Here is a 13,676-nt window from a genome sequence, read left to right as displayed (position 1 = left end):
CCCTATTCAGCGGCCTCAGCTTCTTCAGCGGGAGCTTCAGGAGCAGGCTCTTCTTCAAAGGACTGATGGTCGGACACAACCTTCACCGGCACCAGCGCAATAACGCTGGGGTGCAGGCGCACACGCACGGGGTGTTCGCCCAGGGTGCGGATGGGAGCGTCCATAAGAATGCGGCGGCGGTCAACATCCACACCAAGGGCCGCGATGGCGTCGCCGATGATGGTGGTGGTGACGGAGCCGTACAGCTTGTCGTTGTCGCCCACGTGCATGGTGATAACCACGTCAAGGGCTTCAAGACGGGCCTGCATGTCCTGGGCTTCAGCGCGCAGGGCATCCATATGGGCCTGCAGTTTTTTGCGTTCCTGTTCAAAAACTTTCAGGTTGGCCTGCGAGGCCACCATAGCCAGACCCTGGGGCAGCAGAAAGTTGCGGCCATAACCGGGCTTGACATCAACCACATCGCCAAGGCTGCCGAGATTTTCCACGTCGGCGCGAAGTATCAGTTTCATGTGCGCCTCCTTAGATGCTGCTCTTTTTCTGGACGCCGGAATCGTGCGTCGCGGTGTAAATGAGCAGGGCCATCTGACGGGCGCGCTTGATTTCGCGGGTCAGCAGGCGCTGGTGATGCGCGCAGGTACCGGTGATGCGGCGGGCAATGATCTTGCCGCGCTCGGTGATGAAATCACGCAGGATGTCAGGGCGCTTGTAGTTCAGGGGCAGGTCCTTGTCTGCGCAGAAACGGCAGAACTTGCGGCGCGGGGCAAATTTTTTCTTGAAGGCCATTTTACGCAACCTCCCCGGCCACTTCGTCGGCCAGCTTGACGGTCACAAACTTGAAGACGCCGTCGGTCATGCGAATGTTGCGTTCCAGTTCGGCCACCAGAGGAGCCGGGCCCTGGTACACCAGACGCACGTAGTAACCGCGCATCAGCTTGCGCACCGGGTAGGCGAGGTCACGCATACCCCAGTTGTCCACTTCTTCCATAACGCCCTTTTCACGCTCGATAATACCGGTGAACGTGCTGACCACGCCCTCGCGGTTTTCGGCGGAAAGCTCCGGTGAAAGGAGCAGCAGGGTTTCAAATTTCCGCATTGTGTTTCTCCTTGTGGATTGACAGCCCGCACACACAGGTACGGGCAAGGAACGTGTTGTATACTGCCCGCCATGCGCCCTGTCAAGGAGCAATGCGCCCACGCGCCATGCTGCAAAAACATACCCCGGGGCATGTCGCCCTTTTGCCGCGGTGCCGGCGTCCGCCACGGCATCAGGGCAGGTGCGCGGGTTTTTCGGCCAGCAGGCTGTAGTCGTTGGCGATCCAGTCATTGATGGACTGTACGCCTTCATCCCCCACCCTGGCCCACGCGCCCTGCCCGTCACTGTCTGTCAGCCACACCTGTATAAAGCGCAACCGCAGGGCAAGCCGCCGCATGGTGGCGCTGTAAAGCCCCTCCACGCACTGACAGACCACCGGGGCCACACAACGCTTGCGCCCCGGCCTGTTGAGCACAACGCAAAGCAGCATCTGCGTGCCGGAAAGCCTGTGGTAACGGTCTGCTTCTTCCACATCGCCCATTTCAAGACGCGCCCCGCCTGCGGAGATATTAACCAGCCGAAGCTGCCCGGGGCTGTCTTCGCGAAAAGTAAAATCAGGGCCCCCCAGGTCGCGCCAATGGGCGGGCAGCCTGCCCCGAAGCCACAGGTCTACGGAACGCACCATACCTGCCGACGGAAAGATCCGCTCGTGCTTGCGCAGCTCCCGCTGCACATAGGCCTCGGGCCTGCTGATCTCGATTTCGCACTGCCGGCTTTCCGGGTCCACATGGTTATGGATAATGTGTGTCTTACACAAAAATCCCTGACGGGCTTCAACGGCCGACATCTTGAAGGTATGTACAAGCAGTGCGCGCGGCAGATTGAAATGGATGAGGCACTGCTCGCCATTAAGCGCATCGGGCAAAAAATTGACACTGCACACAAGCAGCACACTGGACCGCCGCATTTTGCGTATGCGGCAGTACACGTTGTCCATCTGACGATTGCGATTGATAAAGAGAATTTCTACACAAACCTGATGCGCAAAGGCCGCGTCAAGTACAGCTCCTATAGAGGGCTTCTTGACGGCCGTGTGGCCCAGAGCATGCCTGAAACGGTTGAAGAAAAGCATTTCCTGCCTCTTGCGGGGCTGCCCCCTTTTTCGTGTCTGGAAGCGCAAGACAGAACAGATAGCTCTACCGATAATAGATTCATTTATTCCGGCATACGATCTTTGTCAAACATCCATCCGGCATGTCCGGCGGGCGTCATGCATTGCAGGCCGGGCACACGCAGGACTGCTTGCATCCCGGCCCGCTTGCATATACTGTGCGCGGCATGTCCGATACCATTTTTACCATAGAGCATACCGACGGGGCCGCCCGCGCAGGAACCCTGCGCACGGCACACGGCACGATTCCCACACCTATCTTCATGCCCGTGGGCACAGTAGGCTCGGTCAAGGCCATTGCTCCTGACGACCTGGCCGCCATCGGCGCGCCCGTGATACTCGGCAATACCTACCATCTGTACCTGCGCCCCGGCGACGAACTGGTGGCCCGGCGCGGCGGCCTGCACAAGTTCGCCTCCTGGCCCGGCTCCATTCTTACCGACAGCGGCGGTTTTCAGGTCTTCAGCCTCAGCTCGCTGCGCAAAATCCGTGAAGAAGGGGTGGAGTTCCGCTCGCACCTTGACGGTTCCCGTCATCTGTTCACGCCTGAAAAGGTGTTGCAGATACAGCGCAACCTCAACTCCGACATCATGATGGTGCTTGATGAGTGCGTGCCGTATGGCGCGGACTATGACTATACCGAAAAATCACTGGCTCTCACCACACGGTGGGCACTGCGCGCCCGGGCGGCCTACCCGGCAGGCACGGCGCACAACCTGCTTTTTGCCATCACTCAGGGCGGCTTTCATAAAGACCTGCGCACGCGCTCGGTGGAAGAGCTGTGCGGCCTTGACTTTGACGGCTTTGCCATCGGCGGCCTTTCGGTGGGCGAACCCAAAGACCAGATGTATGACCTGCTCTATCACACCGCCCCCCAGCTGCCCGGCAACAAACCCCGCTATCTTATGGGAGTGGGTACGCCGCTTGATATCGCCAACGGCATCAACGCCGGGGTGGACATGTTCGACTGCGTGCTGCCCACCCGCAACGCGCGCAACGGCACGCTCTATACCTCACAGGGAAAAATAAACATCAGGCGCAGGCAGTTTGCCGAAGACGACGGCCCCCTGGACCCCAACTGCCGCTGCTACACCTGCCGCAACTTTTCGCGCGCCTACCTGCGTCATCTGTATGCCAGCCAGGAGCTGCTTTCTTTTCGCCTCAACTCGCTGCACAATCTCACGTACTTTCTCGATCTGGCCCGCAATGCGCGCCAGGCCATCATTGAAGGCCGATACGCCGCCTTTCTTGCAGGCATTGAGGCTCTCTATCCCGATGAGGCGGCAAGAGCCGCTGCCGGAGCATAGAGCAGTTTCAAAGTGAAAATGCTTTGGCGTATGCTCGCGCAGACGCCCGCCGTGGAGGCACAGGCACAATGTAGTTACGCTGTTACGCGCAGAGCGAACGTGCCTTACTTTGAAAATGTACATTCTCAAAGGCAAGAGGCCAGAGAGCCTGCGGGCAAAGGCGTTATCCAGATCAACTGAAGCCCGTTCCGGCTCAGGCGGAGTGTTTGCAGCACTTGCCCGAGCCGGAACGGTTTTTTTTGTCAGCGGGTGCAGCCGTCCCACCGCCGTAAAAAAGCAAGGCCCGGAAAGGGCAAATCCCGCAGGTGGCAGGGCAAAACAATCTATGACGGCCGGGGCATTGCCGCCTTTGCCCCCTGCCCCTTCCTGTGGCATACTGCCCGCGAACATCCGCCAGCCGCGCCAGCGCGCCGAAAACGGGCGGGACAAGCCAGTACGAGGTTCGCATGCAAGCCAGCCACAGGTATTCCCTTACCCTTTCCACTGCCAGCAACCCGCTGAGCCTGCGGGGCATGGTCACAAGCCCCCACTACCTGGCCTCCCAGGCGGGGCGCGACATCCTGCGCGCGGGCGGCACCGCCGTGGATGCGGCCATTGCCGCAGCCGCAGTGCTTTCTGTGGTCTATCCCCACATGTGTGGCATTGGCGGCGATAACTTCTGGCTCATATATGATGCGGCTTCGCAACAGCTGCGCGCGCTCAACGGCAGCGGCCGCGCCGCGCGGGCAGCCAGCGCAGGCCTGTACGCCGAACGCGGGCACAAGGCCGTACCCACGCGCGGGGCGCTGGCAGCCGTTACTGTTCCCGGCGCGGTGTCGGGCTGGGCCGCCGCCTTTGATCACAGCAAAAAGCATATGGCTTCGCCCCTGGCCTGGGGAGATCTGCTGGAATCCGCCCGCGAGCATGCCGAAAGCGGCTTTGCCGTGTCACACTCCCTGGCGGGCAGCCTGACGCTTGTAAGCAGCGGCAAACCCAACTACAGCCTGAACGACTGCCCCGAGTTTCGCGAGCTTTTCTTTACGCCTGAGGGGCATGCCCCGACATTCGCCTCCGTTCTGCGACAGCCGCACCTTGCCCGCACCCTCGGCCGCCTGGCTGCCGAAGGACCTGAGGATTTTTACTGCGGCGTGACAGCCCGGGCCATTGTGGCCGCCATGCAACGCCACGGCGGGCTGCTCTCACAGGAAGACCTGAGCAGCCACACGGCCGACTGGGCCGAGCCGCTGCGCGTGGACTACCGGGGCTACACGGCCTGCACACCACCACCCAACTGCCAGGGACTGGCAACACTTGAGATACTTAACATCCTCAACCAGATGGATGTCGCGGCCCTGGGCGAAGGCACGGCCGACTACTATCATGTCATGGCCGAGGCCACGCGCGAAGCCTTTATTGACCGCCAGCACTACCTCACGGATCCGGACTTTGCCGACATCCCCACTGCCAGGCTGCTTTCACCGGCGCATGCACGGCAACAGGCGGCACGTATCCGCATGGACAAAAGCGCCGGTCCCCTGCCCCCATTGCCTCCTGGCGGCGACACCATCTGGCTTGGCGTGGTGGACGCGGCCGGCAATGCCGTGTCGCTCATCCAGAGCATTTACCACGAGTTCGGCTCGGGCATTGTGGCGCACGACGCTGGTTTTGTGCTGCAAAACCGGGGCTGCGCCTTTGCCCTTGAGCCGGGGCATGTCAACAGCCTTCAGCCGGGCAAGCGTACCCTGCACACCCTCACGCCGGCCATGCTTCTCAAGGACGGCAGACCCCACCTTGTTTACGGCAGCATGGGCGGCGACGGGCAACCCCAGACCATTGCGGCCATGACCACCCGTATGGTGGATTTCGGCATGGAGCCGCAGGACGCCGTGAACGCGCCGCGCTGGCTGCTGGGCCGGAGTTGGGGAGCGGAATCCAACGACCTGAAGCTTGAGGGACGCATCCCAGAAGATGTGGCGCGGGACCTGGAACAACGGGGACATGCAGTGCGGCGCATCGCGGACTTTACAGAAATGGTGGGGCATGCCGGGGCCATTATGCGGCGGCCGGGCGATGTTTGGCAGGGCGCCACAGACCCGCGCGGCGACGGCCAGGCAGCAGCGCTGTAGCAGGCCTGCCGGGCGCTGCGTCAAATGCGGACCTGGGCGACAAGCGTATACAGCGGCACGAAACCTGCCCGGCTCTCCATGCCCGTGCAACATGGGGGGGGCAGCCGTAGGGCCGCACGGCGTGAAAAACATCAGACTGAAGGCCCCGGACACGTGAATGTCCGGGGCCTTCAGTCTTGTAACATATGATTCTGCAAGCAGCGTTTAGCTGATCCAGCTCCCGAGGGCATCCACAATCTTGCGGGCCTGTTCTGCGCTGGATATGGTGAATTTGGACTGCTGGCGGTATTCACCGCCGGATTTCTTGTAACGCCGGATAACATACATGTCCGGCCCGAAATCATCTTTTTCCGGCTGCCATTGCTGGTAGCGGAAAAGAATGGTCGTCCACAGCCCCTTGCTCAGTACAACCTTGTCCAGTTCGTTTATAATGATCTGGCCGTTTTCTTCATACTGTACGGTAAGATCGTCAATAGTCTCGTTCAAAATATCTCTCCCTGCGGAGCCTCATGGCCGCCCCCCGATGGAGCGGAATCTATCCGGCGTAATTCGCCAGCATGCCTTTGACGTTTTCAGGTAGCTCGGGCGTCTTGACCACCATTTCCGTAGGGCCGGGGCCGTACGCACTGGCGACAATCGCCCCGGAGGCGGACAGGGCCATCATGCGTTCGGCCATGGTCAGCTCTCTGCCCGAAGCTATCTTGTTGCCGAGAATACCCAGAACATTTTCACTGATGCTCAGCGGGCTGACAGTGTTGAACTTCATAGTATGCTGCCTCCTTTAATTTCTGATAGGCAAGGCTACAATTTTCGCCGCCATCCCGCAAGGGGGCCAGACTGCGGCGCAGCATCACAAAACCCCGTGCGGAGCGCTCCCCGCAGAAAAACGGCGACACGGAAGGCACAGCAGCAGGGATCACTGCCGCAGCAGCATGAGGGCGTAACGCTCCACCGGGGCAAAATCGTCGGTCAGGGGCAGTGTAGCAAAATCCAGCGGCCCTGTGTACCTTGTAGCCAGCATCATTTCCACAGGCTTCTGCTCCGTGAGCTGTACCTGTGTGCTCCCAGCGGCCAGCGGTGCGGCCCTGTCTCTTTTTTCAGGAAAAGCCGCCACCATAAGGTTCTGCACCTCGCCGGGCCTGTCGGGACGCGACACGCAGTATACCTGCACCTCTGCGAATGATGTGGACAATGCCTTGAAAATACTCTGAAACAGGCGGCCATCCTCTCCTTCCACGGCAGAAATGACGTTCATGAGCACGGCGCCGCCCGGGGCCACGGCCCGCCGCAAAGCCCGCGCCGCCTCTACCGTTCCCATCTGAAAGGGAACCGCATAGTGCGAGTTGAACACATCCACAAAAACCAGGTCAAAACGCCCGTCCTGCCTGTTCAGAAAGGCACGGGCGTCTTCGTGGCGTACCGAAAGGCGCGCGTCGTCGCCCAGGGCAAACCAGCGCCGGGCCACGTCAGTCATGGCCGGATCTATTTCCACAACAGTCATGCGCACATCTTCGGGGGCAGCCAGGGCCGATTTGCCCGCCAGAATCCATTTGGGCACGGAATAGCCCCCGCCGCCCAGCATCAGTATGGAGCGGGCATGAGGCACAAAGTAGGGACCCAGAGCATAAAACCGCGTATACTGAAAATAAAGCTCGTCCGGTGCGTCAAGATACATGCCCGACTGGCTGTACCCCGGGTCCGTAGCCATGAGCCGCACGGCGCGGCCGCCCTCGCCCCAGTCCGTGCCTTCGTAAACGCGGATGCTGTTATAGGGGCTTTCCACAAGATGCATGCTGCCTCTGTCTTCGCGCCAGTTTCCGTACATGCCGTTGATCGCGGTTCCCAAAATGCAGAGGGCCAGCAGGGCTGCCCTGCCCTTGGCCCCGCCCGGCGCATTGCACAATGAAAGGGCCAGCATGCAGACAGCCACCCCCCACAAGATGGACGAGCTGCCAAAAAACGATATGAGCACAAACCCGCCCAGAAAGGTTCCCAGAATGCTGCCCGCCGTGGAAAGGGCGTACAACCGCCCTACCGTGGCCCCGGACGTGTCCAGGCTGCCGATGCGCAAACGGATGGCGTAGGGGCTGACCATGCCGAAAAAAAAGGCGGGCAAGGCGAAGATTCCCACAGCGGCGGCAACAGCGGCCACATACAGATTGCCGATGCCCTCGGTCACCCACTGGCCCACCAGCGGATGACACAGGGCCGTAAGCGCGCTGCCCGCCCCGGCTCCGGCCAGGGCAAGGGCAAGCCCCCTGCGGGAAAGATGCCTGTCGGCCATACGGCCGCCAGCCCAGGCCCCCAGCGCCAGACAGGCGAGCACCACGCCGATGAGGCTGGTCCAGACAATGGCTGATGTGCCCACATAAGGGGCCAGCACGCGCGCGCCCACCATTTCCAGCACCATGACCAGGGCGCCGCTAAAAAAAACCGTCAGTTCCAGCATGGCACTCCTTTCCGGCTTCTTGCTCCGGGACAAGACCCAATGAAAAAATGCTGTCTCAGAAACAGAACGTCTGACCTCCTGCAGCAATGTGCAGAACCGCTACGGCATCCGGCCGGAAAACCGGGCAGGGCCGCTACCCGGGGGAAAAATCTGCGCGCTCACGCCGCACGGCAAAAAAATCACGCAACAGCGTCGCGCACTCTTCGCCGCGCACGCCCCCCATGTGCCACAGGCTGTGATTGGCGCTCTGGGCGTCAAAATATTCCGCGCGGGAAACAACGGCGCCGGCCAGATCGTCCGCTGCACCGTAAACAAGCCCGGCCAGCCGGGCATGGATGCAGGCCGCCGCGCACATGGCGCACGGCTCCAGGGTAACCACCAGTACGCAGCCGCCAAGCCGGTAATTGCCAAGCATCTGACCCGCGCAGCGTAACGCCAGTATTTCGGCATGGGCCGTGGGATCGCTCAGGGCCACCGGGGCATTGCCCTCTTCGGCCAGCACCCTGCCGTCAGGCGCAACCAGCACTGCCCCCACGGGAACTTCCCCCAGGGCGGCAGCGTGGCGCGCCCGGTCAAGGGCGCGATCCATGAGGCATTCCCATGTGTGACCGGGCGGGGCCGCTGGCACCGGCCCGGCAGGTGCAAAAGCGCGAAATCCCCCGCCCCGGAGGCGTGACCCGCCGGGGAAGGGGAAAGAAGCGTCCGGCACATCACGCCACATGCGGTATCCTAAAGGATGACAATCTTGCGCAGATGGTTGACCACTTCTTCCGGCGTATCACATACGGTAATAAGCCGGTCTATTTCCTTCTCGTTAATAAAGCCGCGCCCGGCCATGTTCTTGCGCAGCCATTCCACCATGCCGCTCCAGAAGCTGGAGTCATACAGCACTATGGGAAAGGGGCGCGTACGGCCGGTCTGGGCCAGAACAAAAGCTTCAGAAAGTTCGTCAATGGTTCCCATACCGCCAGGCATGACCACATACGCCATGGCGTATTTGACGAACATGAATTTGCGGATGAAGAAGTAGCGGAAATTACAGCGGGTTTTAACGTACTGGTTGCAACCCTGCTCGTGCGGCAGATGGATGTGCAGCCCGACAGACTCGCCCCCGGCCTCGCTTGCGCCCTTGTTGGCCGCCTCCATAACGCCGGGACCGCCGCCGGTGATGATGCCGAAACCAGCATCTACCAGAAGTTTGGCGATTTTTTCCGCATCCTTGTATTCCTGCGTTTCGGCGGTGCTGCGTGCAGAGCCGAAAATGGAGATGCAGTTGACCTTGAGCGCATTGAGGGTGTCCAGGGCTTCTACCATTTCGGCCATGATGCGGAAGGTACGCCAGGATTCAGTGGTCACGGAGGCGAGATCGTCCACGATATTCTGTTGCAGTTCAGGCATGGATACTCCTTTTGTATCTTCCGGTATTCCGGGCAGCGGGGCTTGCGGCCGGTTAGCCGCCCGGGGCGGAAGCGCATGAATGTACCCTGCCGCCCGCAGGCGGCAGCAGTGTAATCAGGGTCGCAGTATATGTGTCCCGTTGCGTAAAGGCAATGCGAAGCTTTACCGCGCAACAGGCGAACAGGGAGGACAGCTTGACGCTACGCGCCCCAAACGGCTATGGAAAAAAGTCCTGCGCGGCGTGTCGCAACACACGACCGCGCCGAAGGCGTTTACCGTTCGCGCCCGGGCATTATGGACCGCGCGCAGTCCAAACGCATCTCCATGCTTGAAAACAGCGTTGCCAAGGCGGAAAAACGGACGCGCAAAAGCCCGCCTGCCGCCTCGGTATATCCGGCGGCCTTTTGCCGCCAACTCTTACCGGAGGCCATGATGAAGGTCCAATTTCTGGGCGCGGCGCAAACCGTGACCGGTTCCTGCTACATGATTGAAGCATGCGGCAAGCGTTTCTGCATTGACTGCGGCATGCATCAGGGCAACAAGGCCATTGACGCCCGCAACCGCGAAATCGAAGTCTACCGGCCCACAGACATTGACTTTGTGCTTATTACCCACGCGCATATAGACCATTCGGGCCTTTTGCCCCGGATCGTGCGCGACGGCTTCAACAATCCCGTATACTGCACCAAGGCCACCAGCGAACTGCTGGACCTCATGCTGCAGGACAGCGCCCACATTCAGGAAATGGAAGCACAGTGGGAAGCCAAAAAATACATGCGCCGGGGCCTTAAAAATCCCCCTGCCGCCCTCTATACCGTCGAGGATGCGCAAAAGGCCGTATCGCTTTTTTCCGCTGTGGACTACCATAAAACTTTTGAGCCTGCTCCTGGCATCCGCGTCACGTACTATGATGCGGGGCATATTCTTGGTTCCGGCTCGGTGCGCATCGAGGCCGATGAAGACGACAAAACCACAAGCCTCATCTTTTCCGGCGACATAGGCCGCCCGCAGGCCCTCATTGTGCGCAGCCCAGAAAGCCCGCCACAGGCTGACTATGTGTTTATGGAGTCCACCTACGGCGACCGCGACCATAAAAACGAAGAAACCAGCGACCAGGAACTGGCCGAAGCCATCGCCTACAGCTACGGCAAGGGCGAAAAGGTCATTATTCCGGCCTTTGCCGTGGAGCGCACCCAGGAAGTGCTGTACTGCCTGCACACGCTGAGCAAGCAGGGCAAACTGCCCGAAGACATGCCCGTGTACGTGGACAGCCCCCTGGCCATCCGCGCCACAGAAGTTTTTGAGCGCAACCGGGAACTTTTTGACGACGCCGCGCAAAAACTGCTCAATAACGGCGACAATCCCTTTGCGCTGCCCAACCTGCGCTACACCCTGTCTGTGGCGGAATCCCAGGCCATCAACGACTACAAGGGACCGGCCATTGTCATTTCCGCCAGCGGCATGTGCAATGCGGGCCGCGTGCGCCATCACCTGCGCCATAATATCTGGAAGCCCGGCGCGAGCATCGTCTTTGTGGGCTATCAGGCCGTGGGTACGCCCGGGCGCAAAATTGTTGAAAAAGCCAAGAAAATAACCCTGTTCGGCGAAGATATGGACGTGGCGGCCCGCATTTTCACCATTAACGGCTTTTCAGGGCATGCCGGGCAGAGCCAGCTCCTGGACTGGCTGGCCCCCCTGGCCCACAACTGTGCCCAGGTAGTACTGACCCACGGCGAAATCAAGGCACAGGAAACACTGGCCGGTCTTATCCGCCAGCGCTTCGGCCTCAAGCCGCGTATTGCCGCCTACCTTGAAGAGATGGTGCTGGACGGCTGCGAGGTTACCGCCACCGTTACCCACGAAACCAAAGCCCATCCCAGGGTCGACTGGGGCTTTCTTACCGGCGAAGTGGAACGCAAGTGGGATATGTTCAAGGGCAAGCTGGCTGATGTTGAAGCCCGCCCCTGGGTGGAACAGACCGACCTGCAGGAAGCCCTGGAAAAAATGGACTATGCCCTCACGCGCCTTATTTCGCGCATGTAGGAGAATGAAAACACCATGCGCATCATAGCGGGCCGCCTTGGCGGCCGTATTCTGAAGACTGTAGAGGGTGAAGGCTATCGCCCCGCCATGGGCAGAACCCGCGAGGCCCTCTTTTCAATGCTTGCCGCCCGTGGACTGATATGGTCCACGGCGCGGGTGCTGGACCTTTTTGCGGGCAGCGGCAGCCTTGCCTTTGAGTCCATCAGCCGGGGCGCCCCGCATGCCCTGCTGGTGGAAAGCTCAACCGCAGCCATGCGCTGCCTTCAGGCCAATGTGGAAAACCTCGGCGTACAGGTCGAGGCCGGACTTGTGAAAGACGATGTGCTCAAAGTGCTCAAGCGGCCGCCGCAGGAGCCATACAACCTTGTTTTTATGGACCCGCCCTATCGCAAAAAACTGGCGGAACCAGCCTTGCGCCTTCTGGCAGCCCATGGCTGGCTTGCGCCCGGAGCCTTTGTGACGGCGGAAATTGAAAAGGAGGCGCGCTTTGCCGTGCCGCAGGGCTTCACCCTGGAAACCGACAGGCTGCTGGGCCAGACCCGCATCTGTATCTGGATAGCATCATGAGAGTAGCCATGTACCCCGGCACCTTCGACCCGCTGACCAATGGTCATCTCAGCCTTATCCGGCGCGGGTGCGAAGTTTTTGACCAGATTATCGTGGCCGTGGCCGACAATACGCCCAAGCGCCCCCTGTTCAGCCACGAAGAACGTGTGAACATGGCCCGCGAGGCCCTCAAAGACGAGCCGCGCGCCCGGGTGGAACCGTTTTCTGGTCTGACGGTGGAATACGCCGCTCAGCGCGGGGCCTGCGCCCTGCTGCGCGGGCTGCGCGCCGCCTCTGATTTTGAATATGAATTCCAGCTGGCCCTCATGAACCGCCGCTTGCAACGCCACATCCAGACGGTTTTTCTCATGACCGACTATCAGTGGCTGTTCATAAGCTCCACCATCGTCAAGGCCGCTGCCAGCCACGGTGCAGACATCAAGGGCCTTGTACCCGAAAACGTGCGCCTGGCCCTTCTGGAAAAATACGAAAAAGGCGAGGTCGCCAAGGGCACCCCATGCCTTGCTCCGCCACACGGCGGATTCCGCACCTCCTGAAGCGATACCCCCATGCCAAGCAACAGCATCTTCGGCGGGGCGGCACAGGCCGCTCCGCCATCCGAAGCACTGCCCGTCATCTGTCTTGCCGGCCCTACAGGCTCAGGTAAAACAGCCGCAGCCCTTGCCGTGGCCGAGGCTCTTGGCGGTGAAGTCATCAATGCGGACTCGCGCCAGGTATATGCCGATTTTCCCCGCATCACGGCTCAACCCTCTGCCGAGGAACTGGCCTGCTGCCCGCACCATCTGTATGGCTTTCTGCCCACAGCGCAAAAAATCAGTGCCGGGCGATGGGCTGCGCAGGCCCAGGCCACAGCGCGGCAGATTCTTTCAAGAGGCAAAATCCCCCTGCTGGTGGGCGGCACGGGGCTTTACTTCCAGACCCTGCTGCACGGCACGGCCGAAATCCCCCCGGTGGATCCGGCCCTCACCGCGGCCCTCACCGCCCGCCTGGAAGACGTCGGTTCGCAGGCCATGCACGCCGAACTGGCCCGCGTGGACCCGGACTACGCAACCCGCATACATCCTAACGACAGGCAGCGCATCGTGCGCGCCCTTGAGGTGCATGCGGCCACAGGCAAGCCCTTCACCTGGTGGCACAAGCACGCCATGAGCCGCCCGCCCTGCAACGGACCGCTGCTTGTGCTGGATGCCCCCCTGCCCTGGCTGGAGCCGCGCCTTGCCCGCCGTCTGGACATGATGCTTGAATCCGGCGCTATGGATGAAGCTGCAGCAGCACTCAGGAATTGTGATGATGACGATGCCCCCGGCTGGACGGGCATCGGCTGCGCAGAGGCCCTCGCCTTTCTGCGGGGCCGCCTGGGTTTTGACGCATGCCGCGATCTCTGGCTGCGCAACACGCGGGCGTACGCCAAGCGCCAGCTCACCTGGTTTCGCGCGCGGCCCGAGGCCGTGTGGCTGCCCCTCGACAATGTGGATGCCGTAGTCAAGGCCGCGGGGGTGCGCCTGCCAGCGGGGGTGTGACGCCCGCCGCGCAGGCGGCCCAAATAAGAAATAAAGAAAAAGCCCCCGCGCCCGCAGGGCGATAAAAATCCCCTCTCAAAGGA

General features: G+C 61.0%; 15 protein-coding genes. 6 read left to right on the top strand and 9 right to left on the bottom strand.

The genetic code is table 11. The annotated features are described in order from the left end of the window. Positions 1–2: 2 nt before the first annotated feature. From rplI to ACZ495_RS13650, 4 genes are all read right to left on the bottom strand, one after another. The gene (gene rplI / locus ACZ495_RS13665; RefSeq protein WP_012625642.1) at positions 3–509 is read right to left on the bottom strand and encodes a 50S ribosomal protein L9; all 507 of its coding nucleotides are present in this window, start codon (positions 507–509) and stop codon (positions 3–5) included. A gap of 10 nt (positions 510–519) precedes the next feature. Next, positions 520–783, bottom strand: coding sequence for a 30S ribosomal protein S18 (gene rpsR / locus ACZ495_RS13660; protein WP_012625643.1), 264 nt, complete (start codon positions 781–783; stop codon positions 520–522). A 1-nt stretch (position 784) separates the two neighbouring features. Next, positions 785–1,093 (bottom strand): 30S ribosomal protein S6, encoded by a 309-nt coding sequence (rpsF, locus tag ACZ495_RS13655; RefSeq protein WP_012625644.1) that lies wholly within the window; start codon positions 1,091–1,093, stop codon positions 785–787. 172 nt (positions 1,094–1,265) lie between these two features. Continuing rightward, entirely contained in the window at positions 1,266–2,165 is a 900-nt protein-coding gene (locus ACZ495_RS13650) for a hypothetical protein (protein WP_012625645.1), read from the bottom strand. Between the two features lie 206 nt (positions 2,166–2,371). Between ACZ495_RS13650 and tgt the strand changes: the two genes are divergently transcribed. Continuing rightward, entirely contained in the window at positions 2,372–3,511 is a 1,140-nt protein-coding gene (gene tgt, locus ACZ495_RS13645; protein WP_072311121.1) for a tRNA guanosine(34) transglycosylase Tgt, read from the top strand. Between the two features lie 446 nt (positions 3,512–3,957). Next, positions 3,958–5,616, top strand: a complete 1,659-nt coding sequence (gene ggt / locus ACZ495_RS13640) for a gamma-glutamyltransferase (RefSeq protein ID WP_464262421.1) — start codon at positions 3,958–3,960, stop codon at positions 5,614–5,616. A 204-nt stretch (positions 5,617–5,820) separates the two neighbouring features. On the opposite strand, the gene ACZ495_RS13635 is transcribed toward ggt, so the two are convergent. The 5 genes from ACZ495_RS13635 to ACZ495_RS13615 all read right to left on the bottom strand — a co-directional run bounded on the left by ACZ495_RS13635 (position 5,821) and on the right by ACZ495_RS13615 (position 9,463). Then, complete coding sequence (locus ACZ495_RS13635) at positions 5,821–6,102, bottom strand: hypothetical protein (protein ID WP_012625648.1); 282 nt, start codon at positions 6,100–6,102, stop codon at positions 5,821–5,823. 49 nt (positions 6,103–6,151) lie between these two features. Further along, on the bottom strand, positions 6,152–6,382 hold the full coding sequence (locus ACZ495_RS13630; protein ID WP_012625649.1) for a hypothetical protein: 231 nt from the start codon (positions 6,380–6,382) through the stop codon (positions 6,152–6,154). Between the two features lie 150 nt (positions 6,383–6,532). Beyond that, positions 6,533–8,065, bottom strand: coding sequence for a fused MFS/spermidine synthase (locus ACZ495_RS13625; protein ID WP_394027124.1), 1,533 nt, complete (start codon positions 8,063–8,065; stop codon positions 6,533–6,535). 133 nt (positions 8,066–8,198) lie between these two features. Further along, positions 8,199–8,654 carry a nucleoside deaminase gene (locus tag ACZ495_RS13620; RefSeq protein WP_394027123.1) on the bottom strand — a complete coding sequence of 152 codons (456 nt, stop codon included), beginning with the start codon at positions 8,652–8,654 and terminating at the stop codon, positions 8,199–8,201. Positions 8,655–8,794: 140 nt separating this feature from the next. Beyond that, positions 8,795–9,463, bottom strand: a complete 669-nt coding sequence (locus ACZ495_RS13615; protein ID WP_012625652.1) for an LOG family protein — start codon at positions 9,461–9,463, stop codon at positions 8,795–8,797. 432 nt (positions 9,464–9,895) lie between these two features. Between ACZ495_RS13615 and ACZ495_RS13610 the strand changes: the two genes are divergently transcribed. The 4 genes from ACZ495_RS13610 to miaA are packed head-to-tail and all read left to right on the top strand — an operon-like array spanning position 9,896 to position 13,593. Then, a complete protein-coding gene (locus tag ACZ495_RS13610; protein ID WP_296984455.1) occupies positions 9,896–11,506 on the top strand; it encodes an MBL fold metallo-hydrolase RNA specificity domain-containing protein in 1,611 nt (536 codons plus the stop codon). Positions 11,507–11,521: 15 nt separating this feature from the next. Further along, positions 11,522–12,073 (top strand): 16S rRNA (guanine(966)-N(2))-methyltransferase RsmD, encoded by a 552-nt coding sequence (gene rsmD / locus ACZ495_RS13605; protein ID WP_072311070.1) that lies wholly within the window; start codon positions 11,522–11,524, stop codon positions 12,071–12,073. Beyond that, positions 12,070–12,609 carry a pantetheine-phosphate adenylyltransferase gene (coaD, locus tag ACZ495_RS13600; protein ID WP_012625655.1) on the top strand — a complete coding sequence of 180 codons (540 nt, stop codon included), beginning with the start codon at positions 12,070–12,072 and terminating at the stop codon, positions 12,607–12,609. Before rsmD ends, coaD begins: the two co-directional genes overlap by 4 nt. Before the next feature lie 12 nt (positions 12,610–12,621). Continuing rightward, complete coding sequence (gene miaA, locus ACZ495_RS13595) at positions 12,622–13,593, top strand: tRNA (adenosine(37)-N6)-dimethylallyltransferase MiaA (protein WP_464262420.1); 972 nt, start codon at positions 12,622–12,624, stop codon at positions 13,591–13,593. The last annotated feature ends 83 nt before the right edge of the window (positions 13,594–13,676 follow it).

This window comes from Desulfovibrio sp. GTC20076 (assembly GCF_055385905.1).
Note: the sequence above shows the minus strand (reverse complement) of the source record. Positions and strands in the feature narration are given on the sequence as shown.